Here is a 23624-nt window from a genome sequence, read left to right on the forward strand (position 1 = left end):
CATAATAAAAGGATAATAAAAAGGCGCTATGAAAAACCTTATCACTCCACTACTCGTTGGGATTTTACTGCTAAATGGCTGTAGTCAAATACAACATCCTCAGCAGCATGAATCAAGGCCAGATAACGCTGCAAAAGCAAGCGTTGAAAAACCAAAAAATGTTGTGAAAAAGGAAGTAAAGGCCACAGATAACACACCATATGATCCGCTCAAAACGGATGATTTATGGCTTCGAATTAAACACCAGCTCAGCTTTGCTGATTCCAACGACAAACGCGTAACGCAGCGAATTGACTGGTATCTCAAGCACCCAAACTATATGGATACCATCAGCGAACGTGCAGCGCCTTTATTGTATTATTTAGTTGAAGAAGTGGAAAAACGCGGTCTGCCCATAGAGCTTGCCTTGATGCCATTAATCGAGAGCGATTTTAACACCCAAGCCTACTCCCATAAACATGCCTCGGGGTTGTGGCAACTCACCCCCCTGATTGCCAAGCATTACGGTGCCAAGATCAATGCTTGGTATGATGGTCGCCAAGATATTGTCGATTCGACCCGGGTTGCATTGGACTTTTTGCAGTACCTACACAAGCGTTTTGATGGTGATTGGTATCATGCTATTGCCGCTTATAATACCGGTGAAGGCAGAGTGCTCGCAGCCATTGAACGTAATAAAAAAGCAGGTAAACCAACTGACTTTTTTCATTTGAAGCTCCCGCGCCAAACCAGACACTACGTACCCAAATTACTTGCAGCCTCACAGCTGCTAAAGCATGACTTGATGAAGTTTCCTAAGATCCCCAACCGTTCGTTAATCAGCGTTATCAAACTTGAGCAACAGGCGGTTTTATCAGACCTTAAAGGCTGGAAAGAAGTAGAGATACTAAATCCAGGATATGCGCGTTTTCCTGCATTGCTTGCAGGCCCTGACCATATAGTCATCCCAACAGCACGGGTGTCGGAGTGGCAAAACATGCTCGCCAGTTTACCAAAAGTGCCAGCTGATACGTGGCAGCAGTACACCATTCGTCGTGGTGACTCCCTCAGTAGCATCGCACAACGCTACTCAGTCACGGTGGCTGAGTTAAAGGTTTTCAATCAATTAAAAAGCGACCGGATCCGTGCTGGCAAAACGCTGATTTTACCTATCTTAGCTGACAAACAGCTGGACTATCGTGTTAAACGCGGTGATAGTTTATGGCGCATTGCAAAACAATTTAATGTGAGCGTTGCCAAACTCAAGCATTGGAACCAGCTGTCATCCGACACGCTGAATATTGGCGATACTTTACAAGTATTCCTATCACCATAATCCCAGATACGCATAGGATGAACATGTCAGAACATAATAATAATAATGTACCTTCTGAGCACAACAGCGACACGACCACGAGTGCGCTATTAACACCACAGCCTCATAAGAACAGGCAAACGCATGGGCGGTTCAAGCTATCTCGCTCAAAGATGAACACCATTTTAGCGCTTTGCGCGATGTTTATTTCTGCGGCCTCTTTTTATGCCACGTACTTGCAAGCCAAAGCGGCACAAGAGCAGGTTTCAGCTGCTGAAAAACAGCTAAAAACGGAAACTTGGCCTTGGTTGCAATTTAGCTACAGTAATTTTGATTTAGACTCGACACAAGCAACTATTCGAGTCGACATTCGTAACTCAGGCACCGGCCCTGCAGTGATCCATCACATCAAATACGAATTGGACGGTGAAACCTATTATGATGTCACCGAGTTAATGGATGCCTGTTGCAATCTACATGCTTATCAAGCGGCATTAAGTGATGCACAAGATGAAGAGTCTAACATCAACTATCTAAAAAAGTTTGGCTGGTATGTCTCTAGCGAGCCACAAAAAATTCTCCTTGCCGATGGTGATAGTTTTAATATCTTCACGATGCCAAAGAGTAATTTTAATCGTGGATTATGGGATAAAATTGATGAACATAAATCAGTTTTCAAAGCACAGGCCTGTTACTGCTCTATACTTAAAGAATGCTATATCACCAACGAGAAAGCGGTGATCACAGAGGTACCCAGTTGTTCGACCATACCGACAAGTTCTATCAACAAGTAATACGTCACCTACGGCAATTTGAAGGTGAGGTATTTCACCTTTATTTAGACGTAAATGGTAATCCAACCATAGGCGTTGGTTTTCATATGCAAACTATTGAGCAATTTTGTCAGCTGCCGATGCAGGACAGACGTGCAAAGCGTGCTGCAACCTTGCAACAAAAGCATGATGAGTACCGTCGGATTAAAAGCAAGCCCACAGGCTACAAGGCTTCTTGGTATGCACAATATACTGAACTGACACTACCTCCGAGCGCCTCAAAACAGCTACTGATCAAACACATTCAAGGTTTTGAGAGTGCACTGGCACACTTTCTCGAGCAACAAGCTGTTGGCTGTATTCCTTATCACAAGCTCCCAACACCCGCGAAGCATGCACTTCTTGATATGGCTTATAACCTAGGGACAAACAAACTGTTTTTAGCGTTTCCTAAGTTGATTAATGCCATCAGTACACAAGACTGGAAACAGGCAAGCCAAGAGTGTAGCCGCCTCCATATTAGCCCTGCTCGAAATGAAGCAACTAAACGCTTGTTCCTTAACTGTCGTAAATACAACCGCTATCAGCTGGGATGGTTTAGCACCTTGCTTGAAAAGTTTAAACGCTGGTTATATTAACTCTCAGCTGAGAAAGAACGACGCGATAGGGTCGTAGATCAAGCCCTGCGTATTACGGTGAGAGTGGTAGAGGTGAAATTTTTTTACCGTCAGCGAAAAGGGCGCTATTGGAGTTGCCACAGTCGGCTCTGGCTTACAATTTCTAAATAACGTGATATGGGGTGAGAATGGATGCGGGTTATGATACAAGTCGCACTTTTCTCCAAAAGCGCGTAGCGGGTTGGCTAAATCTAGCAAGGCTTGTGGCTTTTGCTCCGGCTTTAAATAAAAAATACCATTGTGCTGCCAGTAACCATGTTCGCTAAATGGCAGCATAAATTTAGGCACCGTTAGGGTGCTGGCAAAATCACACAGTTCGGCCACTTTTGACTCTTCCACCATAGCCAGAAATGCCAGTGTAAGATGCCAATTATTCGGTGGTGTATTGGTTTTGCTGGCACTCACGCTATCGACTAGCCACTGGCCAATATGTGCGCGAGCGTCGTCATCCATGCCAATACCAAAAAATAATCGCTTTTGCATCTCACACCTTTACCTTAAGGTTTAACTAACCGTTTCCCTACTAAAGTTAGCATAATCCCAGCAGAGAAACACAATAAGCCAATAAATTGCAGCCAGGCATTCTCTGCTCGCTCACTAAATTTAGGCCCTTGAAAACGATAATGCCTTCTACCATCGGTTACCGATTCGGTATAAGCACTTCCTCTGTAATCTGAAAAAAATACCGTTTTTTTGTCTAAGCGCTTTGCCATGGCAAGCTGAACTTGATCAAAAAATTCACGGTCACCATTCTTACTATGAGGAACGAGATATGCGTGCCATTTGTTGTATAACTCAACGGGCTCACCGGCTTGCAATACTCCCTGAGATTCATATTCAAACAGTTTTTCACTAAAAAATGTCTGTTTGTAGCCACTCCAAAATAGCCCCACACCGAGAGACACTAACAACACTGCTAGCATTGCAAGTTGCTTATATTGCTTTTGTTTTGATTGTTGATGTTGCTTATACCAATACTCTATATCTGGTATTTGGCTTAGTTCTTCACGCTTTCCTTGTGCTGATAAGGTTTGCATACATTCATCTAAAGATAAATTAAGCGCTGTCAGTAACTTTCTAAATACCTCATTAGAAGGTACAGACTTGTCGTTTTCTAGTTTCGATAAATAGCTTTGCTCAACGCACATTTGCTCTGCTAGCTGTGGTTGGCTCAAACCTTTTTGTGTACGGATCTGTTTAATAAAGTGTCCTAGTGTCATCACGGTCATCCTCGTTTATTATTGTTGCGACCCGGCACATTCTTGGCAATTCCTTGATAAATACCAAGTTGAATATTCAGGAATAAGTATGAATATCATAACATTACGTAAATTTCACGATTGCTTGTGCGTTTATCTACAAAGTTGCGGTTAATATAATGCTTTTTGATGCAGCCGCGCGCGAAACTCGCTAGGCGTACACGCCTTTAGTGCTTGAAAACGGCGATTAAAGTTAGAGATGTTATTAAAGCCACACTGATCCGAAATAACGCTGATGGGAGAAGCTGAACTAATCAAAAGCTTACATGCTTTGGCGATCCGAAGCTGATTAATAAATTCTGTGACAGTGCGCTCCGTACGCTTTTTAAAAAAACGATGGAAATGGTTGGTACTCATGTGCACTTGCTGGGCAAGGTCATTCGCACTCAGTTTGTCTGTATAATGCTCATAAATATAGGCAATTACTCTATCGAACTTATCCTTGGCAGGATCATGGCGAGGGTCAAAGCGAAAACCACTACTAGCCAAATGTTGATAGTTTGATGTTGTCATCAAGGTGAGCATTTCAAGTAGTAATACGAAGCGCATTAACGGCTCAGCATTTGCTATTTGCTCAAACCAGATTTTGGCTTGTTTTGCGACCTCCACAGGAAATTTAACGCCACGTCGCGCAGCATTTAACAACTCAGATAAGCCATGTAGTTCTGGATGCTGCGCCACTAGAGATTCTAGCCAAGCCGCGGGAATTTGCGCGACGTGAACAACATGAGCAGAGTGATCAGGATTAGGTTTTGACTGCCACGTATGCGGTAAGTCAGGCCCTAGGATAACCAAATCCAAGTCTTCGTAAGGGGCGATATGATCACCCACATGACATACACCGACACTGTTGAGCGTCAAACAGATCTCATATTCTGGATGATAGTGCCAATTAAAAGGAATTTCCGGCAATTGATATAGGCAATAACGCCATGAACACCCGGGAGATGGCAGCACTTTCTCGTACATCGCTCGCATCGCAATTTCCTTTTACATTAATAAACTTATTTAAAATCTGCATGTTATAAGTTGTTGCAACCACAGTTCATTACACCTAGTTGCACATCATGCAAATTCAATCACTAAACAATATTAATCTATCGAAATATAGCGATAACCCAAAGTGCAGTGAAGTATTTTTGTCAAATACCCTCTATTTAAGCGTGAAAAGTATCATTAGTAGATAGAAAGATACCGCTTAAAAAACACTCAAGACGATACCCTAGCTTCTGCCAACAACAAATAGGAACAATGGGCAGAACAATGAAAACAACTAAGTTGAAGCAATTTAAATTGAATAAACTTGCCGCCATAGTGACAGCAAGTACCCTATCGCCTTTTTTACTCACCTTATCACCATCCACGCTCGCTGCAGAAAAAAGCGCAACAGACAATGTTGAAGTGATTGAAGTTCGAGGTATACGCCGCTCACTTGAAGCTTCTATGAATACCAAACGCTTTGCCGATGGCATTGTCGATGCCATCACTTCGGAGGATATTGGTAAGTTCCCGGACAAAAACATTGGCGATGCACTTCAGCGTATTTCAGGGGTCACAGTTGAGCGTCAATATGGCGAAGTCAGTGGCGTTACTATCCGTGGTACTGCCCCCGAACAATCGCGTATTTTATTAAATGGTCAGTCCGTTGCCAGTACCGATTGGTATGACTTGGGGCCATCTACCCGAACATTTAACATGGAACTGTTATCAGCAGAGCAAGTAGCCGCAGTGAATGTCTACAAAACACCGGAAGCAAACATTGAAGAAGGTGCTTTAGGCGGTACAGTAAACCTTGTCACGCGCAAACCGCTAGACTTAGCGGCCCACACCTATATGGTATCAGCCGAGGCTGGTCGCTCCACTTTGTATGATGAAAATGATTTAAGTGGCTCGTTTTTGGGTAGCTGGAAAAGCGACGATGAAAGATTTGGTGTCTTAGCCGCATATTCATTAGAGCGGTTAACCTCTGGCCGCCATGTCATAGAATCCATCGGCTCTTATGGCGAACAATTTAAAGCCAATCCAGATACCAATCAAGTATCACATATCTCGGCATGGGCAATTGGCTCCCAAGCATTTAGAGCCGAACGGGAGCGTACTAGCGCACAGCTCACCGCACAATTTGCACCAAGTGAAAACACCGAGTTCACAGTAGACTATTTTAACTTTGAATTCGACAACCCACATGTTAACCATAACTTCCTTACTGTTACCGGTCGTGGGGCAGGAACGACGGATGTCACTACCAATGATGCAGGCGGCGCTCAACGCGCAAGGGTATTACCTGCTTACGCATCAATCATCTATAACCCTACGATACGTAACGCCGTCAACATGGAAGTTGATGTCTTAAACTTCAGTGGTAAATATGTCGGTGATACCTTTGAGGTTAGTGGCGTGATTGGTCGCTCTACTTCGGATGGTGGAACGCAGTTTGGCTCCTCAAGTTGGTGGATCCCAGCAACCGATGAAGGAGACAAAATTGGCGATCCTGCTTTCCCTAATGGTCAAAATAGTACCGATGGTGGCTTTACTTATGATGCCACAGGCCCTTATCAAATTTGGTTTGATTCACTAGATCCGACCGATGCCTCCCAACTCAAATTTGCTCATGAATCAAACTTCCAAACGACGGTTCAAGAGCATGAAGTAAGTTATGCACAAGCAGATATTAAATGGATGCTAGAACATGATTATTTCAAGAACATCAAAGCAGGTGTGAAAGTAAACAAAAACGAATTTTCACGTATCGCGCTGCAACGAAACCCTGCTGATGTTATCGGCTTTGTGCCTGATGGTCATAGTTTAGCCAATTGGAGTGATGGTATTTTTACTAATCTTCATTCACAAACAGGTGGCCACATTCTGAACTCATATGCCAAGCTTGACGAAGACAAATGGTGGGATTTTATCACTGGTAAATATGAGGCGGGTGAACTGATCGAGCAGCAAGATCTTGGTAAGACTTACAATGTTGAAGAAGATGTGCTCGCTATCTATGTGCAAAGTGACTTCAGCGGTGAAAACTTCCGCGGTAATATCGGCTTGCGTTATATAGACACCGAACAGCAGTCCACCGGTTATGTCGATAATACAACCTTTGATGAAACCGTTGATTATGATAACTGGCTACCTAGCATCAATTTCGCCTACGATTACAGCGACGATATTATCATTCGCGCTGCCGCCTCTAGTGTGATGTCTCGGGTCAATTATAACGACTTAAAACCGGGTCTGGCGATTGATGCGAACTTTGGTTCAGCCAAAGGTGGTAACCCCAATCTTAAACCATACGAAGCCGATCAAGCGGATATTGGTGTTGAATATTACTTTACCTCAGCTTCGCTATTTTCAGCAGCCGTTTTTGTGAAAAAGATTGACAACGTTGTCTTTTCTACAGAAGCCGTTGAATATGTAGACGGATGCGGAACCGACCCTTCTAAATATGATCAATGCCGAGTCACGCGCCCGCGTAGTAACGGCGACGGTGATGTAACTGGAATAGAACTGCAACTTCAACATAGCTTTGATAATGGCTTTGGCTTTATTACTAACTACACCTACGTGGATAGTGAAACCACTACACCAGATAATACAAAAGAAATGGTGCCGGGTGTCTCTGAAAACTCATTCAATGGCTCACTCTTTTTCGAAAACGAGCAGTTTAGTGCACGTATCGCTTATAACTGGCGCAGTGAATGGATTGGTTTAGGTGCGGCGCAAGCTGTGCGCAACGACAGCTACCAGCAATGGGATGCGTCTTTGGTATGGCACGCACTGGATAACTTAGATGTGAGCTTGGAGGGGGTCAACCTGACCAATGAAGTTATCCAGTCTTACGATACTAAGTATAACTTAACCCAAAATACCATTGAATTTGGTACTCGTTATTACCTTGGCGTTAGCTATAAGTTCTAACCTTGGAGCCTCAGTCGTTGGCGGCTGAGGTCATTTACCTATGAAAACCCATTTGCCTACAAAAACAATACAGTCACTGACAATTCTTGGCGGCGGTACTGCGGGTTGGATGTGCGCAGCCTATCTTGCTAAGCATCAACCTACTTTATCGGTCACAGTGATTGAGTCGCCACACATTGCCAGCATCGGTGTAGGTGAAGGCTCAACGCCGCATTTACAGCATTTTATGCAGAGCCTTGGAGTAAAAGAATGCGATTGGATGCCTGCATGTCAGGCAAGCTACAAAACTGGGATCTCTTTTGATAACTGGAATGGTGACAATAGCGGCTATTTCCATCCCTTTTTCTCAGAAATGGATGCAAAAACCGCAGAAGTCTACTTTGTCAACGCCAATGCAAGACGCCGTGGTAGTGAGTATATTGATAAGCCTGAGCATTATTTTTTGGCGGCGGTACTTGCCGACAAGCAACAAGCACCGATACCACAACAACCACTACCAAGAGCGCTTGAGTTCGGTTATCACTTTGATGCGCAAAAGCTTGCACAATGGTTAAGTGCATTTAGCCTAGCGCGAGGCGTCAAGCACAGACAAAGCACAGTAACTAGCGTACAGCATGACTCCCAAACAGTTATCGCGCTGATGCTGGAGTCAGGTGAGCAAATAAAGAGTGATTTTTACGTCGATGCCTCAGGATTTAACGCGCTATTGATAGAAAAAACACTCGAAGTGCCCTTTATTTCCTTTTCTGATCAACTACTCAACGATTCAGCCATCGCTATTGCCGGGGACAAAATAACCCCACTGCCCTCAAGCACAGCGGCTATTGCTATGCCCAGTGGCTGGCGCTGGCAAATCCCACTACAAGGCAGGACAGGGCATGGCTACGTGTATAGTAGCGCACATATCAGCGCCCAGCAGGCTGAGTTACAACTACGCCAAGCCGCGCAACTTGATACCGGACCCGCCAAGCACCTCACCATGAAAGTGGGTATGATGGCGCGTTGTGTTGAAGGCAATGTGTTTGCCATTGGCCTTGCACAGAGTTTTATCGAGCCACTCGAAGCCACCGCGCTGATGGTCACAGGCTATAGCATTGAATTATTACATCGCCTGCTTTCGCAACAGCTTGAGGCACAAGCCATCAATCAACAACTATCTGATCTGGTGCTCGGTATTAAAGAATATGTACTGGCACATTACGCTACCAGCAAGCGTACAGATACTCAGTATTGGCAAGACGCCAAAGTCGCAGCGTTGAATTTACATGAGCTTGATGCGCTGCTCACGCACTGGCGTGACGGCGGCGATTTTGACGCTTGGCTGCACCAACACAGATCTCAGTCACCTTATATTCGTCCAAGCTGGTACTGCTTACTTGGCGGAATGGATCATCGCGACAGCTGCTGCCAAATGCCCTTTGAGCAAGCACCAACACATATTGAGCTTGCCGCAAAAGCATACCTAACACAATTGAGCGACAAGCATTTTATTGCTCATACCAAGGCATTGCAGCAATTGCTGCTAAGCGATCAACGCAGTGCATAACCCAATTGTGGGTGGTGGTGAGGTTCCCCTTGATCTTTTTGTTTGTCTGCCCACAAGCGAAATTTTCACGCCATCACCCCTGTTTATTTAAGGTGGAAATACAATATGAAAAAAAGCTACCTCGTAATTGCCTTAGTATTGGCAACCTTTTTTACGGTGTCTTTTATTACCAATATTTTAGGCGCGATTTTTCCTGCATTAATAGAAAGCTATGACATAGGCCTCACGCTTGCAGGCTTTTTTCCATTCGCTTTTTTTATCGCTTATGGTGTGATGTCTATTCCTGCAGGTTTGCTGGTGCAGCGCGTGGGAGAAAAAAGCGTGATGCAGCTGGCATTCACGCTAGCGGCAATAGGCGCAACAACCTTTGTGTTGCTTCCCTCTTTTGCTATCGCTATGGTTGCGCTGTTTATGCTCGGGTCTGCCATGGCATTACTACAAGTCGCTATCAACCCCTTGCTGAGAGCCAGCGGCGGCGCAGAACATTTTGCCGTGCTCTCAGTGCTTGCACAGTTGATGTTTGGCGCTGCGGCAACTCTCGCCCCGCTGGTGTATAGCACACTACAATCTCAAGTCACCAATGCAGAGCAGTTTGGCACAGCGTTAACTCACTTTATTCCTGCCGATAAAAGTTGGTTGAGCATCTATGTGGTATTTGCACTACTGAGTGTGGCCATGTTAGTTCTCTCACAACTTACTCCATTTAGCGCGGTGCCTGAGCAAAAGAAGCAAAAGCTAAGCTGGTCACAAAGTGTCGCTTTTTTTAACAATAAAACCGCATTAAAATTCTTTGCTGCCATCGCTGCTTACGTCGCCCTTGAGCAAGGCGTGGCCAATCTTATTTCGGTCTTTTTACAGCAATATCATGGTCTAGAGCCAACCACTCAGGGCGCAAAAGTGGTTAGCGAGTTTTGGCTATGTTTAACCTTAGGCTGCCTATTTGGGCTAGCACTGCTTAAGTTTATTGATGCTCAAAAGCTACTAGTTTTATTCAGCCTTGGCGCTGCTACCGCACTACTATGTGCATTATTCGGTAGCACCGCTGTTGCCCTCGTTGCCTTTCCACTGGTTGGTTTCTTTCTCTCTATCATGTGGTCGGTTATCTTTGCCTTGGCATTAAACTCATTCAAAACTGGCCACGGTGCAATCACGGGAATTTTATGCACTGGGATCATTGGCGGCGCCTTTATGTCTCCCATTATTGGTTTAGCCGCGGAGCTGAGTGACAACTTACAGCTCGCAGCCCTACTACTATTACTGCCGCTTAGCTATATTTTAAGTATTGGTGTATGGGCTAATCCATTGATTAAAAATAAGACTTTTGGCAATAGTCAAAAGATGCTGTCTCACCCTCTAAACGAAAATAGTTAAATGACGATGGATCACTCTTTATTATGTATCGACTTAGGCGGCACCAAAGCCCTTGTGGCTTCGGTTGTCCGCAATGAAGCCCAGCAGATACGCCAATATACGGTACCCAATCAAGCCGGTGTCGACCAAGTTAACGCCTTTATTATGCGCTTAATCGCCGATAACCTCACGGTCAACACAACCGGTATTGCCATTGGGGTACCAAGTACCCTAGATATACACAGCGGCACCGTGCTGACAACGCAAAATATCCCTAATTGGCAACATGTGCCGCTAAAGTCGTTGTTAGAACGCCGATTTTCGTTACCTGTGGTTGTGCATAATGATGCTAACTGTTTTGCATTTGGTGAATACTTATATGGTCGCCACCATGCCAGCAACCTAATTGGCCTCTGCCTTGGTACAGGCATTGGTGCCGGTTTTGTGTTTAACGGTAATTTATATACGGGTAACCATAGTGCCGCTGGAGAGCTGGGCAACTTAAGCTATCTCGATGGAATTATTGAAGACTATGCTTCAGGACAGTTTTTTCAGCGACAAGGCATTGAAGGAAAATGGTTGGCCGAACAAGCACACCGTGGCGACCCATTTGCACTACAGCAATTTGAGACTTTTGGCAGTCATGTTGGTCATGCACTCGCGCAAGTCGTCATGATGCTCAACCCTGATGTGATTGTGCTTGGCGGCTCTGTCACGCACTCATACCACTATTTTAAAGCGGCTCTCGATGCCAACATGCAGCAGTTACTTGGCGATACGCTGGCGCAATCCGTTCGCGTCATTCCAAGCAGCCTTAACCATGCTCCACTTCTAGGGGCATATGGACTGTTTCATCACTATAATAACAAGGAACTAGCCAATGAAGTTTAACCGGCTTATTGCGCTACTTTTTGGGGTGTCGTCACCCCTTTATGCGCTCGACCAAACCACATTAAACTGGCTGAGCCAGAATCTGGATGTTAACTATACCTTATTAGATAGTAAGCCCAGTACCTGCCCAAAAGCACAACAAAAGTGTTATTACTCAGAGTTGAGCTTTAGCGTAGCCACAGAAAATACCAAGGCAAACCAAGACTTTGCTATCTTTTTTAGCCAACTGATGCCGATTTACCATGTTGAGAGCGATACCTTTACCATCACCCATATCAATGGTGACATTCATAAAATCACACCGACCTCAAAATTTACTGGATTTTCCAGCACCCCTACTACAGTGCGTTTCTACACTAAGGACTCTCAAGTTACACGCTCGGAGTTTATGCCAAACTATGTTGTAACGGACGCACAGCTTCAGCTCACCCCACAAATCATCCTCAGCACACAACCTCAACTTGATAACGACACCGGCCTTGAATTACAACCTTATCTAATGCCATTTGATACGCTCAATCAACTGCAAACCAGCAGCAAAGACAAGACGCCATGGATGGGGAGTGAATACTTACATCAGCATCAAGTTAGGCCAACGCTTGATACCGCAATAGGGCTGATCCCAAAGCCCAAGCAACTGACGGTACTGTCTAACAAACGACTGAACCTTGCAGCTGGCATTAATCTGCAACTTTCAGGCGTTTCAGCAGATGCTATCGCCATGGCACAACAGCGACTCAATACTCTCGGGGTAAAAAGCACCAAGGACGGACTTGTAGTTAATGTCGCTGTAAAGCCAAATCAGCAATCAAGCCCACATTATCAACTGACGGTCGCCGAAAATAATATCTCAATCCAAGCCAATAACAGCGCTGCTGCATTTTATGCGCTACAAAGCCTTGCGGGACTGTTGGATATTAATGATTTAAGTATTCCCATGGTGGATATTATTGATACACCAAGGTATGACTTTCGTGGTTTACACATCGATGTTGCCCGCAACTTCCGCTCCAAAGCCTTTATTTTACAAACCATTGAACAGATGGCGGCGTATAAGCTAAATAAACTGCACCTTCATTTAGCGGATGATGAAGGCTGGCGCTTAGCCATCGACGGTCTTGATGAACTCACCTCTGTCGGCGCTTATCGCTGTTTTGATTTGACCGAAACTCGCTGCCTATTGCCGCAATTAGGCGCAGGAAATGATAAAAACGCGCAAGTGAATGGCTTTTACTCTGCTGAGGATTATATTGAGATCCTGCGCTATGCCAAGGCGCATCATATTGAGGTGTTACCCTCATTAGATATGCCTGGTCACTCACGCGCTGCAATCATCGCCATGGAGGCGCGATATAAAAAGTTGATGGCACAAGGCAAACCAGAGAATGCACAGCAGTATCGATTAGTCGAAGCTGCTGATAAAACGCGTTACAGCTCCATTCAACATTACAACGACAACACGCTAAACGTCTGTATTTCAAACACTTACACTTTTATCGACAAAGTATTAAGCGAAGTAAAAGTGCTGCATGACCGTGCGGGTGTACCACTCAACACATACCATATAGGTGCCGATGAAACCGCAGGTGCTTGGCTAGAGTCACCGGCTTGTAAAAAATTGCGCTCAAGCGTGAAAGATTTTACCAACTTTAACGGTTACTTCATTGAACGGATCGCAAAGTTACTAGATAAAAAAGGAATACAGGTTGCAGGGTGGAGCGACGGTTTAGGTGATGTACGTGCTGCAAATATGCCAGCAAACGTACAGAGCAATGCTTGGGCGACATTAAGCGAAAACGGGCACGCGGTCGCGCATCGCTTCGCCAATCAGGGCTGGCAGGTTGTCCTGTCTAGCCCTGATGTAACCTACTTTGACTTTCCATATCAATCTCACCCAGAAGAGCGTGGTAATCACTGGGCAAGCCGCGCTATTGAAAGTAAGAAGATGTTTGAATTTATGCCAGACAACCTTCCTGCACATGCTGAATTCTGGAAAAATACCAATCACCACGCCTACATAGCCAACGACAGCGACTCATCACTAAACAAAGGGGTTAAGTTTGCCGGGCTCCAAGGACACTTATGGAGTGAAATGCTGCGCAGTGATGCACAAGCCGAATACATGCTTTATCCACGGCTCTTGGCGCTTGCAGAGCGGGCATGGCACCACGCAGAGTGGGAATTACCTTATCAAGCTGGTCGTATATACAACCAATCTAGCGGCTATTTTACTGCGAAGTTAAAAGCACAGCGAGAGGCTGACTGGCAACGGTTTGTAGCAATATTAGGCTTTCAAGAAATACCCAAATTAGCGCAGGCTAATATCGCTTTTCGGATCCCAACAGTGGCCGCAACCACGTTGCATTCTGGCAAGCTGGATGCGTTTACCGCCATTCCAGGCTTTGTTATTGAAGCGCAAAAACCCGATGGACAGTGGCTGCCCTTTTCTCCTTCATTGCGCACAGTGCGGGCACTGAGGGCAAGAGAGCCAATAACAGGAAGAGTCGGTCGCGCAATGCCGTTATAGTAAGAGCTGGGCATAAATAAGACCTAAAACACCTTACGTTCACTGCTTTAGGTCTTATATCAATTAGCCTTAGTGCTTGCTCAATTTGAAGGAATAAATCTTACGCTAACAGCGTTAAAAACTTCTCATTTAGAGCAACTACATAGCAAAATTTTTGCCTTGCCTATATAGATGTAGGTATTTTGGCAACAGCAAGACGCGGTAGCGGAGTTATCGACAAAATTTTCTCGCCTCAAATCAAAATAAACCTCTTAATTAAGATAATTGGTATTATTTAAATTTAACCGTTTTGTCGCTTCTGGTATAAACACGTGACTCGGGCTGTGTCCACTGGCCATTTTTCAAATATTGTGTCGACACGGTAAATTGACCATTCTCAAATTTACTTGTTGATTTTACCTTGGTAATACCGCTGTCGTTATTAACCACCTCTTCATATGCTACAAATTCACCCTCATCCAAGACTTCCATCGTTCCCTGAGTGTAAAATCCTGCCGTCGTAAAGTAATAAAAAACGAGACTTTCTTTACTCTTATCCCAAAAAATCAATGACTCGCCACCATACATTCCATCGTTGATAGAGTGTAGCGAGCGGATAGCTGTACCATTAAGTGCGCGCTCCCAATGACTTACATCACGCATCTGCGGCTTACCTTTTGGCACATCAAAATTGGACTCCCATGACCCCAAATACGCTTTAAACACTGTTAATTTAGCATCTAGTTGAGGCTCTGCTGAGACCAGTGAGCTAAATACAAAAAGTATTGCGACAACAAGTTTATTTCTCATAAGGCAATGTCCGATGGTTGGCTATACGCTGAAGTATAATACCAATTTGACTTAATACTTGCTCAATTTGAAGGCGTAAATCTGACGCTAACCGCGTTAAAAATTTCTTATTTAGAACGTAAATAGCAAAATTTTTGCCTTGCCTACACGGAGGTAGGTACCTTGGCGATAGCAGGACGCGGTAGCGGGGCTATCAACAAGATTTTCTCGCCTCAAAATAGACCGGTACGGGCATATTTACCTCAATACAACGAAATATGGCAGTTGCGCATCAGTTAGGATCGCAACCATTAACAAGGCCGATAATCTATCGGCCTTGTTAAACTATGCTATGACGCCTTAGACTCAGAAAAGTATTTTCGTCTTAACATATCGTGGATCACAAACTCTTGCTCTCGACCATATGCTTTGAACATACGATTATTGTGCATATGCAGCAACGAGCTAAGCAACGAGTCCGTACTCAAATTCAGTGCACCGCTGCGCTCAAGCTCGAGGATCTCTTTTACCACCGGCTCAGCCTGTTTTTGCCAAGCTTCCAAAAGCGCTAAAATAGCTTGCTGGGTTTCATCACATTGAGCAAGTTGCGACACCTGTAACTTCACAAAGTCATCATCGAGTTGCGTTTGATGATCACGATAACGGTTCCCCAGCTGCTTTCTGAGCATGCTATTTTCATTGAACTCTTTGCCAAAGCCAGCCCTTAACGAGGAAATAAGGTTAAGCTTGCGCTCAGCATCATAGTCAAACAGCGTGAGTAATCTATCAGTACAAGCCAATGCGACACGCCAGCGAATATCTTCTCCAAACTCTTCGACTAATTGGCAGCTTTTGGCAATGAGTATACTGTCGAACATAAATAAGTTCTCAACTAACGCCATAGACTGTGGACCGCCATAGCGTTCAACTTCTCGCTCATAAGTCATCAGCTCCACTTTATGAAGTTGCGAGCTTTCGATCATTGGCGCCAGCAGCTGATTAAGCTTTGGCAGTAGCTCTCCACAAAGTACTTCTGGCTGACCATAAAAACGCAATCGTATATGCCAATCAGGATCTCCATAGCGAATGAAGAACCACTTCTCAAATAACGTGCTGTTTTCTTCAATCAATGGTACTAGTTGTTCATATAGTAGCTGCTCGACAATCGTATTACCGGAATAAATCTTTAAGCTCAGCCACTCTGAACCTGCACTAAAGCGCCGCGTAATAGGTGTTGCGGTAATATTTTCTAGCGGCTTTTCAATATAATGGCGATATGGTTTTGCTGTCTCTGTAAATAAAGGAACAATGATTTCATTGGCGTAGTGCCGACCTTGCTTATCGGTCACGCGGGACGTAAAACGTGAAGTGAGTACCTCACTTAGTTCGACCACAGTGCGCCCTTTTGTCTCCATTAGTAGAATTTCGACCATGCTACTTTGATTTAAGTTCAAGGTGAGAATGTTGTCTCCAGCAGCAAAGCTTACCCAATCATCAAGGAGATACTGTGCTTTTAATTGTGCGAGTTTCGCACTATCTACTTGCTGGTTAACTAATATCGCCTCAAGTGCTTTACGCTCAACTCGCCACGTTTTTTCTTTTAAGATCAGGTTGTCCAGCATAATACGAGGTAAATAAGCTGCGCTACTCAAATTAGCTGGCATCGAAAACCTTGGAGGATCGGTTTCTTGATACTGCATCATACACAAGAATTTGTAGGCACTGAGGCTTCTTGCTGAAAAGTTATGTGCACTCGAAAGCCTTGGGATCACTCGCTTATTTAGACGTTTACTCCAAAGTTTAACTTGTCTATTTTCCACCCATACATAAAGATCATGCAGGGGAATTTGATATTCGGGGTCTAATACACTGTCCGCCATAAATACAATTTCGTATTGACGTAAGTGTGGTCGAGCAATGACGTTACCAGGACGCCCTTCAGGAACATGGACAATTTCGGCAAAAATTACGTCATCACTATGGTTATGTTCTTGCGCTAAATGTGCCACTACCGACTTGTTTAACGTGTCATCTAGGTGACAAAAACGACCTAACAAGTTAGCCGCCGAAGGGCCATAGCAGCCATTTAGTTTGACTACTGAGTTTGACTCTTCGTCCTCAAAAAGGCTCAGCATAACCGCCATTGAGTAGGGGAATTGATAGTCGACCTTATTTTTTACTCGCTGTTTTAACTCACTGCTTTTTAGCACGATACAGTCTTTACCTAAATTACTGGGCATAGACACGGCTTGCTCAATAATAAAGTCCAACTCAGATTGGGTTTGCGTAGATGTCTGGTTACTGTTTGCTTTACCCAGCTGTAACCCCCCCACCAGYGGCGCATCATAGCCAGTCTCAGTTGAAACACTAATACCTGATTCATCATCTAGTACCACATCTAATGGCACAAACTGCCCTTCAAATCGAGTGTTAAACTGATTGATAAACTTCTCTAGCGGATTATTTTGGCTCGTTTGACTCAAGCTTGTGATCAGCTGTAATTGCTTGGTGACTCTGCTCACCTCTTGTTGAGATAATTCGCACTCAATAAATGCACGATAAGTATCTGACTGAAAGAGTTTATTTTCCTGAACTTTGATGGGGAGTTCTGACAAGTAACGATAAATGTCATGATACTGTTGCGGACTTGCTTCCCCAGCTTCGTCCATTGCAGCCAAATCAGTAATGGCTTGTGATAATTTAGTTGTAATAGTTTCTGGTGCGAACTGCTGTAGCGCCTTTAAAAGTGCAGTGTCAGGGCTTTCACCCGTAAGCGGTAAAGGGATATTAGGCACAAGTACCCCTTCATCTATCAATGCTTCGAGATACTGAGTGACTTCCTCATGCTCAGCATCAGGATAACGCAACTTAAATTGCTCAACTAACTGTGAAAAGCTCAGACCTTGCTTCGCCAAATCAAGCATCGTATTGAAATACTCGTCACTATCCACAGCGCTTAAACGATACTGCATCGCATCATCGGATAAATAAGTTTCAATATATCGGCATTGATCGGCAATAAAGTAATGTGACGGATTTGGGTGATACTGTAAGTTGTCTGATTTTGCTTCAGTGTCAGCAAGGTGTGAGCGTATTGCTGACAATAAGAACATGTCTAGGCGTGTTTTTCGTGTATCACGCTGTGCACTGTCACTGACTAAACGTGTTTCAGTACCTACTTTGCCGGTATGGATCCCTGAAAACAATCCAAATGGTGTAGGCCTGGAAGACATACGTATTAAATATCGTAATAAGGCTAAGGCAACTTTTTTGCCTTGCTTGGAATGTGGCTTTTCACGCCATTGGTCCAACCGCTCCACCAATGACGGACTCGCCACATAGAGCGCTTCCATCACCCCAGGGGTTGCAAGCCATTGGCTTAGCATAAGGTTACTGTCTTGCTGATCAAATAATGTTTCAACTGGCAGCTTTGGTGCCCTTAATACAAAAAAAGAGTCTGTTGTTATTTTTGCTGACATCGTTATTCCTTAACTCATTAAGAGACAATCAGTCCAATCCAAGTTGTCGTCTAGCGCGCCGATGAGCGCAAGACCAATTCCGGCATAGCCCATTAAAAAACTAAAGTCTTGCTGATGATCTTGATCAACACCATTAAATGAATATAGTGCTTTAAGACCGCTTTCTTCATACTTGGCAAGGCCATAATCAAGCCATGTTTGCGCTGCTTGTAGTAATTTTGGATGTGGCATTTCTTGATTTAGGCGCTGATAAATTGTCACCAAACCAAAAAAGCCATGACAAAGGCCAGCATCATTAATATGACCTTGCTCTGCATCTCTGTCGACATTAAAAAGCGCAATCTCTAGTGCACGATCAAGGTAACTGGGTTTATCCAAAGCATGCCCAGCTCTGGCCAAGGTCAGTGCAATGGTTAAATCACCGTAACACCAACCTAAACGAGATTCATGCTTGTCGCCAGCACAAGAACCAAAACAAGCAGCCCTATCTGTGGCATGCGTTTGTTGCTCTAGCAACCAATCACAGCTGTTGATAATCAAGGTTTGAGCACGCGACTTGGTCTTCTCATCTTGTAATGCTGGAAGTAACGCAGCAATAATACCGGGTACACCGTGCGCAAGTCCCAAGTTAAATTCAGGTGCCGTCGTATCATCCTTATCAAATCGAAATACTGACTGTGCGGGTTGAGACCAAGTGGTATGTTGCTCATTGATGTTAACAGCTACCGACTCATAACCAGTCACGACTCTGTCTAGTAAAACGGTCTGCGTGGTTTGTTTTGCTCTTCTGGCAATGTAAGGAGAATATCCACCCAGCCCGAGTACCATCTCTACTTCCCCCGTCCACGGGGTGAAATCTAGGGCTGCGGCAAAAAAGCTATCAATTTCTTCGAGTAATTCGGGGTCGTACTCTTCGCTGTTAGACTGGTTCAGATACTCTAAAAGCCAGGCTTGACCTGCAAGCCCTGAGCTCAATTCGGGCGTTTGTTCAGCCAGCTCATTTTGCAGCCGCTCAAGAGCCTGATGAAACTGCACTTCATCAACCCAATTGTCATGGTACTCTGATGCACGGTACAAAAATAATAAGTGGCCAGCCAATCCACTGAGTAGCCCATTACTCATAACACTTGTTAAATCGGATTCGACCAACTTCACCAAATCACCAATAAGAGTTTGTATTTTATGTTTTTTTTCTGAATCTACTGGGAGTAACATGGTTGTCCTTGTTAACACACGATGGTGGTTTTATTTGTCTTTACTATAGGTAAGTTAACCTGTTACGTGAATAAACTCAAATGCTGATTCGAACCACACAACTCACACCATAGATACAAAAAAAACCAAAATTAAACATAAAAAACAAAATTTAAAAAATAAGTTAAAAGTGTTGACAAACCCCAAATGAGGAACTAGTTTAATTTTTGACCACTCAATTTGAGTGATTGAAAAGGATATTTACAAAAGGACTTTTCATCTACTCAACCTGGGTTTGGATAGGACGTATGTATTTTCAGGTTCGCCTTATATGATGGCTTTATCTAGCCAAAGTACGTTTTTATTAGGCTAGGCGAAGTGATAACTATTTCAAATCTAGGTTGCTAATTTTGGTAAGGAAAAACACATGAAATTACAACTAAACAAAAAAAATATTAAAGCACTTTCAAATGATGGTAAGTCAGTACCAGCAGCGATGACACCGCAAGTTGTTGGTGGAAATATGCAGCCACTTTCACCTGCTGGCAGTAACTATTGTAGTGATGATTACAACTGTTGGACAGGTCGACCTCGTTCATGTCGCGAGCACACTTGCGCAATGGAATAATCGGTCACGGTAAATACAAGTAGAGGTAATCCTCTACTTGTATTTGAACTCTGGTGATTTAAAAGCGTAAATCATTGCGGATCAGTATTTGCGGGTTAAAGAATTTTTCTGCAAGAGTTATCGCTTCAAAATCTTGATACTCTACTTGGGTCATTTTATTACGCTGTACCTTATCTCTGATCAGCATGCTGCCCACCCGATCGCCTCGTGCCGTAAAGTTGACCGTTTTAGCCAAACGTCCTGAACTTAAAAACATCTCTGCCTGCTTTGGAAAAAAGTTCTCTTTAGCCACTAACAGCTTGATGGTCTGATAACTCACCTTCTCATGCTTTGCTTGCAATGTCATCTCTATACCTTGCGCTTTATGATGATGTGCGATGACTTGATAATCATCACTCCAGCGCATGGTAGCGATATCTCCAATTGCAGCCTCGCCGAGGAGCTTTTGCATCGGAGTGATCCGAATTGGGCGTCTACTTTTTGGTAAAAACATCCAGTAATCATTACCCTTCATCAGTACTTTTTGGCCTAGCTCAGACTTACTTTTATAAATAACTAATGCACGCTGTTGTGACTGAGTATAAACGTCAAATTCACGGACTGTTAGAAGTTGCTCAGCTTCATACTGACTCACCTTAATCGCTACTTTCGCATTGTCATATTTACTACGAAATTGATCCGCTTTATTCAGAGCATCGGCTATAGCTTGTTTGCTAAGCGCTTGCTCACTCTCCTGCTCTTGCGCCCAACTAGTATTACTGGCACTCAATAACATCAACAACATGGCTAAAATAACTGAGTTAAACATGACTTAATGCCTCCACAATCGTATTTTTACAACCTTGATGTGCAGCTCTAAGTGCTGCCAACACCGAAATAACCAAAATTGACACCGCACTCATCAACGCGATATGCCATGAAAATAACACCACCAGAGGATACCCCTGCTCACTACCAGGAGGGGGAGGCATCTCGATACCTAACATCATAATGACTAGACTTACTAGCCATGCGGCCACAACTCCAATCACCACGCCGATTAGTGCAATAGTGACCGCCTCCAGAGTAAAGTTGCGTAAGATTTCAGATTGATAGATCCCAAGCGCTCTTAATGTGCCAATTTCTCGGGTACGCTCGGCAACAGATAGCGTCATCGTATTCGACACTGCAAACAGCACTAACAACACCAGCATGACCCCAAGCAAACCAAATATACGGTTATACAGTGACTGAACCGATTGATAGTAAAACGCTTTATCCCACCAAGGTGTAAAAGCATAATCCTGTTCAAGCTGCTGATAGTGAGACATCGTTTCTGCTGTAGCCGCTAAGTCAAACAAATAGACTGACAGTGAACTTATTTTTGTTGTATTAAGTAGAGCTTGTGCTTGATCTAACGCGGCATAGAGCTGACGCTTATCAAGTTCTGGGATCCCGGTGGTGTAGATCCCAATCACTTCGAAATCAACGGCATTCAAGGCACCACTTGTCGTTGTGGTCATCAACGTGACGACATCACCTATGGAGACCTTTAGGCTTTTTGCCAACCCCTTCGCCAACAACAATTGTGGTAGCGCCTGAGGATCGGTGTACGATGATAATAACCGCCCCTCCAACAAACTGAAGATTGGTCCTTTGACCATAAACTCTTCACTGTCTACTCCAAGACCCATAAATATTAAGCTTTTATCACCGTTTGAAGCCAAACCACTAAACTTCACTCGAGGTAATGCCGCTTTTACCGCTTCATCAGCATTCAGCGCAGTATGTAGCGAGCTAATATCTCCAAGCCCATATTGCAAAGGCATGTCTTCCTCTAATTCATGGTTTTGATGCGTCACAATAAAGTTTCCCTCATCTCGCGCTGCTTTTTCTGCGAGTGACTGATAAGTAAACAACGCAAAACCAGAGGTTGTTAATATGGCAACCATCGCCACCGCTATGATAGTCACCGCCAATATTGAGCGGCGCATATTTCTAATTACATTTAACAAAGCAAAGTAACACCAGCGCATTATCCAGCCCTCCAAAACGAGTTTGTCGTAGTCACTTGTTGTAATTCACCATCTTGTAAATTGAATCGACGAGCAAAGCGATGTAGCATCCTGTCGTCATGGGTTGCCATTAAAAAAGTCGTGCCATACTGCTGACCTAGCGCCGCCATCATGTCCATAACCAGGTTCGCGGTGGTGGTATCCAAATTTGCGGTCGGTTCATCTGCTATCACTAACTTTGGTCGCTTTACCAGTGCTCTTGCGATAGCAACTCGTTGCTGCTGGCCACCAGAAAGCTGATCAGGTCGTTTATTAATATGGTCTTTTAATCCTACCTGTACTGCCATTTTCGCAGCCAGTTCCAGCCGTTGTGCACTGGGCATATTTAACATCATCAGTGGCAGCTCTATGTTTTCTAATACCGTCATCACCGGCACTAAGTTGTATCGCTGGAAGATAAACCCAATATGTGCTCGGCGTATTTGTGTTAATGAATCTGCACACTTAGGAACAATTTGACCATCTAAGGACAACTCCCCTTGGTAATCGCTATCTAACAGGCCGCAAATGTTTAATAGGGTTGATTTTCCGCTACCTGACGGCCCACACAATGCCACGGACTCACCTGCATTAATCTCTGCCGATACCTCTTGAAGTGCAGTATGTGGCTGACCATTATCATTATAAGTTTTATGGATCTGCGTAAATTTCAGCATTATTCACCTGCCAGCTCAGAGTCTAGTAACGCCGTGTATTGCTGAAACTTTTGCTTATTTTTAAGACGCTTCGCCCCTGCGATGGCACACCGTATGGCTTGGCGCTCTGTCGGTGCGGCTGCTATTACCTGATCGAGTAGAAACATCCCTTGCTGATGCCGGTGTAAAGTCTCTGGTAATCTGACAAAAGTACATCCAGCAACGATAGCAATTTGCTTTTGCGCTTGTTGCGGTAATGTTTGTCCTTGTTTTAGCGCTTTCGCTACTGTACTTGCACCACGTTCAGCTTGTTGCAATTTTTGCCAAGGAGAATCTATAAACTGTGCTTTTGCTGCTTGTAAGCTGCCAAGAAGCGCCAATGTAAGTGGGCTTTGGGCTTGCTTATATACTTGCTGCAATTGTGCTATTGCGGTTTGATTTTGTAATTTATCACCTTGTATGCCTTGGCGATAAACCGCACTGACATCGATATTCGCAAACGCTGATGTACTTGCTATTACACTCAATATTAATAGTATTTTTGTTTTCACTTTGTATGTCCTCACCTGCTGTTGATGAGGTCAGTGTATGTGGTTTACACAGTGCGGTGGGGTTGAAGTGATAAAGTGTA

Annotated in this window: 19 protein-coding genes; 9 read left to right on the forward strand and 10 right to left on the reverse strand. The window is 44.1% G+C overall.

What is annotated here, in order from left to right; translation table 11 throughout:
• Positions 1–28 precede the first annotated feature (28 nt).
• Genes EAG18_RS02285 through EAG18_RS02295 form a run of 3 tightly spaced genes read left to right on the forward strand, consistent with a single transcriptional unit; the run spans position 29 to position 2705 of the window.
• Positions 29–1315 carry a LysM peptidoglycan-binding domain-containing protein gene (locus EAG18_RS02285; protein WP_125250794.1) on the forward strand — a complete coding sequence of 429 codons (1287 nt, stop codon included), beginning with the start codon at positions 29–31 and terminating at the stop codon, positions 1313–1315.
• Positions 1316–1338: 23 nt separating this feature from the next.
• Positions 1339–2088: a hypothetical protein gene (locus EAG18_RS02290; protein ID WP_125250795.1), complete on the forward strand. Its 750-nt coding sequence runs from the start codon at positions 1339–1341 to the stop codon at positions 2086–2088.
• Positions 2052–2705: a hypothetical protein gene (locus EAG18_RS02295; RefSeq protein ID WP_125250796.1), complete on the forward strand. Its 654-nt coding sequence runs from the start codon at positions 2052–2054 to the stop codon at positions 2703–2705. The genes EAG18_RS02290 and EAG18_RS02295 overlap by 37 nt, the downstream gene beginning before the upstream one ends.
• Before the next feature lie 3 nt (positions 2706–2708).
• Here EAG18_RS02295 and thpR read toward each other — a convergent pair whose 3' ends face one another.
• From thpR to EAG18_RS02310, 3 genes are all read right to left on the reverse strand, one after another.
• Positions 2709–3227, reverse strand: a complete 519-nt coding sequence (gene thpR / locus EAG18_RS02300; protein ID WP_125250797.1) for an RNA 2',3'-cyclic phosphodiesterase — start codon at positions 3225–3227, stop codon at positions 2709–2711.
• A gap of 14 nt (positions 3228–3241) precedes the next feature.
• Positions 3242–3964 carry a helix-turn-helix domain-containing protein gene (locus tag EAG18_RS02305; protein ID WP_125250798.1) on the reverse strand — a complete coding sequence of 241 codons (723 nt, stop codon included), beginning with the start codon at positions 3962–3964 and terminating at the stop codon, positions 3242–3244.
• 150 nt (positions 3965–4114) lie between these two features.
• Positions 4115–4981, reverse strand: coding sequence for an AraC family transcriptional regulator (locus EAG18_RS02310; RefSeq protein WP_125250799.1), 867 nt, complete (start codon positions 4979–4981; stop codon positions 4115–4117).
• 285 nt (positions 4982–5266) lie between these two features.
• Here EAG18_RS02310 and EAG18_RS02315 point away from each other — a divergent pair, with 285 nt between their 5' ends.
• From EAG18_RS02315 to EAG18_RS02335, 5 genes are all read left to right on the forward strand, one after another.
• Positions 5267–7921, forward strand: coding sequence for a TonB-dependent receptor (locus tag EAG18_RS02315; RefSeq protein WP_125250800.1), 2655 nt, complete (start codon positions 5267–5269; stop codon positions 7919–7921).
• Between the two features lie 40 nt (positions 7922–7961).
• Positions 7962–9467, forward strand: coding sequence for a tryptophan halogenase family protein (locus tag EAG18_RS02320; protein WP_125250801.1), 1506 nt, complete (start codon positions 7962–7964; stop codon positions 9465–9467).
• A 105-nt stretch (positions 9468–9572) separates the two neighbouring features.
• Complete coding sequence (locus tag EAG18_RS02325; RefSeq protein ID WP_125250802.1) at positions 9573–10838, forward strand: MFS transporter; 1266 nt, start codon at positions 9573–9575, stop codon at positions 10836–10838.
• A 6-nt stretch (positions 10839–10844) separates the two neighbouring features.
• Entirely contained in the window at positions 10845–11708 is an 864-nt protein-coding gene (locus tag EAG18_RS02330; protein WP_125250803.1) for an ROK family protein, read from the forward strand.
• On the forward strand, positions 11698–14235 hold the full coding sequence (locus EAG18_RS02335) for a family 20 glycosylhydrolase (RefSeq protein WP_125250804.1): 2538 nt from the start codon (positions 11698–11700) through the stop codon (positions 14233–14235). Before EAG18_RS02330 ends, EAG18_RS02335 begins: the two co-directional genes overlap by 11 nt.
• 270 nt (positions 14236–14505) lie before the next feature.
• Here EAG18_RS02335 and EAG18_RS02340 read toward each other — a convergent pair whose 3' ends face one another.
• The 3 genes from EAG18_RS02340 to EAG18_RS02350 all read right to left on the reverse strand — a co-directional run bounded on the left by EAG18_RS02340 (position 14506) and on the right by EAG18_RS02350 (position 19697).
• Positions 14506–15024 (reverse strand): hypothetical protein, encoded by a 519-nt coding sequence (locus EAG18_RS02340; RefSeq protein ID WP_125250805.1) that lies wholly within the window; start codon positions 15022–15024, stop codon positions 14506–14508.
• Between the two features lie 329 nt (positions 15025–15353).
• Positions 15354–18482, reverse strand: a complete 3129-nt coding sequence (locus tag EAG18_RS02345; protein WP_125250806.1) for a lantibiotic dehydratase — start codon at positions 18480–18482, stop codon at positions 15354–15356.
• Between the two features lie 9 nt (positions 18483–18491).
• Positions 18492–19697, reverse strand: coding sequence for a lanthionine synthetase C family protein (locus tag EAG18_RS02350; RefSeq protein WP_125250807.1), 1206 nt, complete (start codon positions 19695–19697; stop codon positions 18492–18494).
• 406 nt (positions 19698–20103) lie between these two features.
• On the opposite strand from EAG18_RS02350, the gene EAG18_RS02355 reads away from it, so the two are divergent.
• A complete protein-coding gene (locus tag EAG18_RS02355; RefSeq protein WP_125250808.1) occupies positions 20104–20304 on the forward strand; it encodes a hypothetical protein in 201 nt (66 codons plus the stop codon).
• A gap of 58 nt (positions 20305–20362) precedes the next feature.
• On the opposite strand, the gene EAG18_RS02360 is transcribed toward EAG18_RS02355, so the two are convergent.
• The 4 genes from EAG18_RS02360 to EAG18_RS02375 are packed head-to-tail and all read right to left on the reverse strand — an operon-like array spanning position 20363 to position 23544.
• Positions 20363–21112: an outer membrane lipoprotein-sorting protein gene (locus EAG18_RS02360; protein WP_125250809.1), complete on the reverse strand. Its 750-nt coding sequence runs from the start codon at positions 21110–21112 to the stop codon at positions 20363–20365.
• Positions 21105–22319 carry an FtsX-like permease family protein gene (locus EAG18_RS02365; protein ID WP_125250810.1) on the reverse strand — a complete coding sequence of 405 codons (1215 nt, stop codon included), beginning with the start codon at positions 22317–22319 and terminating at the stop codon, positions 21105–21107. Before EAG18_RS02365 ends, EAG18_RS02360 begins: the two co-directional genes overlap by 8 nt.
• Entirely contained in the window at positions 22319–23014 is a 696-nt protein-coding gene (locus EAG18_RS02370; protein ID WP_125250811.1) for an ABC transporter ATP-binding protein, read from the reverse strand. Before EAG18_RS02370 ends, EAG18_RS02365 begins: the two co-directional genes overlap by 1 nt.
• The gene (locus EAG18_RS02375; RefSeq protein ID WP_125250812.1) at positions 23014–23544 is read right to left on the reverse strand and encodes a hypothetical protein; all 531 of its coding nucleotides are present in this window, start codon (positions 23542–23544) and stop codon (positions 23014–23016) included. The genes EAG18_RS02370 and EAG18_RS02375 overlap by 1 nt, the downstream gene beginning before the upstream one ends.
• Positions 23545–23624: the final 80 nt, after the last annotated feature.

The sequence above is a fragment of the Pseudoalteromonas sp. J010 genome, from assembly GCF_003934235.1.
GTDB classification, from domain to species: Bacteria; Pseudomonadota; Gammaproteobacteria; order Enterobacterales; family Alteromonadaceae; genus Pseudoalteromonas; species Pseudoalteromonas peptidolytica.

Coding starts and splice junctions, on each gene's coding strand:
- EAG18_RS02315 (WP_125250800.1), top strand. CDS start 5,267: ATGAAAACAACTAAGTTGAAGCAATTTAAATTGAATAAACTTGCCGCC.
- EAG18_RS02290 (WP_125250795.1), top strand. CDS start 1,339: ATGTCAGAACATAATAATAATAATGTACCTTCTGAGCACAACAGCGAC.
- EAG18_RS02330 (WP_125250803.1), top strand. CDS start 10,845: ATGGATCACTCTTTATTATGTATCGACTTAGGCGGCACCAAAGCCCTT.
- EAG18_RS02350 (WP_125250807.1), bottom strand. CDS start 19,697: ATGTTACTCCCAGTAGATTCAGAAAAAAAACATAAAATACAAACTCTT.
- EAG18_RS02365 (WP_125250810.1), bottom strand. CDS start 22,319: ATGCGCTGGTGTTACTTTGCTTTGTTAAATGTAATTAGAAATATGCGC.
- thpR (WP_125250797.1), bottom strand. CDS start 3,227: ATGCAAAAGCGATTATTTTTTGGTATTGGCATGGATGACGACGCTCGC.
- EAG18_RS02320 (WP_125250801.1), top strand. CDS start 7,962: ATGAAAACCCATTTGCCTACAAAAACAATACAGTCACTGACAATTCTT.
- EAG18_RS02310 (WP_125250799.1), bottom strand. CDS start 4,981: ATGCGAGCGATGTACGAGAAAGTGCTGCCATCTCCCGGGTGTTCATGG.
- EAG18_RS02340 (WP_125250805.1), bottom strand. CDS start 15,024: ATGAGAAATAAACTTGTTGTCGCAATACTTTTTGTATTTAGCTCACTG.
- EAG18_RS02355 (WP_125250808.1), top strand. CDS start 20,104: ATGAAATTACAACTAAACAAAAAAAATATTAAAGCACTTTCAAATGAT.
- EAG18_RS02370 (WP_125250811.1), bottom strand. CDS start 23,014: ATGCTGAAATTTACGCAGATCCATAAAACTTATAATGATAATGGTCAG.
- EAG18_RS02325 (WP_125250802.1), top strand. CDS start 9,573: ATGAAAAAAAGCTACCTCGTAATTGCCTTAGTATTGGCAACCTTTTTT.
- EAG18_RS02305 (WP_125250798.1), bottom strand. CDS start 3,964: ATGACACTAGGACACTTTATTAAACAGATCCGTACACAAAAAGGTTTG.
- EAG18_RS02335 (WP_125250804.1), top strand. CDS start 11,698: ATGAAGTTTAACCGGCTTATTGCGCTACTTTTTGGGGTGTCGTCACCC.
- EAG18_RS02360 (WP_125250809.1), bottom strand. CDS start 21,112: ATGTTTAACTCAGTTATTTTAGCCATGTTGTTGATGTTATTGAGTGCC.
- EAG18_RS02285 (WP_125250794.1), top strand. CDS start 29: ATGAAAAACCTTATCACTCCACTACTCGTTGGGATTTTACTGCTAAAT.